1 protein-coding gene is annotated in these 536 nt (G+C 60.6%); it reads right to left on the bottom strand.

Features of this window, described 5'->3' with window-relative positions:
* A partial coding sequence (locus AC1DX0_RS36995) for a sugar phosphate nucleotidyltransferase (protein ID WP_477359652.1) occupies positions 1 to 536 on the bottom strand: 536 nt, incomplete at both ends.

A 536-nucleotide genomic window follows, 5' to 3' on the forward strand; every position in this document is an offset into this window, starting at 1 on the left:
ACCTGAGACGTCGGCCCGTGCGGTCTTGTAGGCACGTTCCGTGCTTTCCCAGATGTCGGGTCGGAGGTCGAGGAATGCTTGCCGCATCGTGTCGGCGCGAAACAGGAAGATGCCGGCATTCCAGTAGAATCTTCCCGAAGACACATATTGGCCGGCTGTCTCGGCATTGGGTTTTTCGACAAAACGCGAAACAGCGGCAACTCCACCACCATTCGCCGAAACCTCGATGTAGCCGTACCCAGTTTCGGGATGTGTCGGCTTGATGCCGAACACGACAATGCTTCCTGAATCGGCGGCAGGCCTGCCCGCGTCGACGGTTTCCCAGAATTGCGTTTCGGTCGATATCTCATGGTCGGAGGGGACCACCAGCACAAGCGCGTCGCCGCCATGCTCGGAGATCGTCTGCAAGGTGGCTATGGCGACCGCGGCGGCGGTATTGCGGCCGACGGGCTCGAAAATCGGCTTGCCGCCGTGCAGGCCAAGCGGACCGATGTCCGAGATAACTCGGTCGGCGTGTCGTTCGGAAGCGATCAGGT

Source organism: Mesorhizobium sp. P3_A9 (assembly GCF_056402975.1).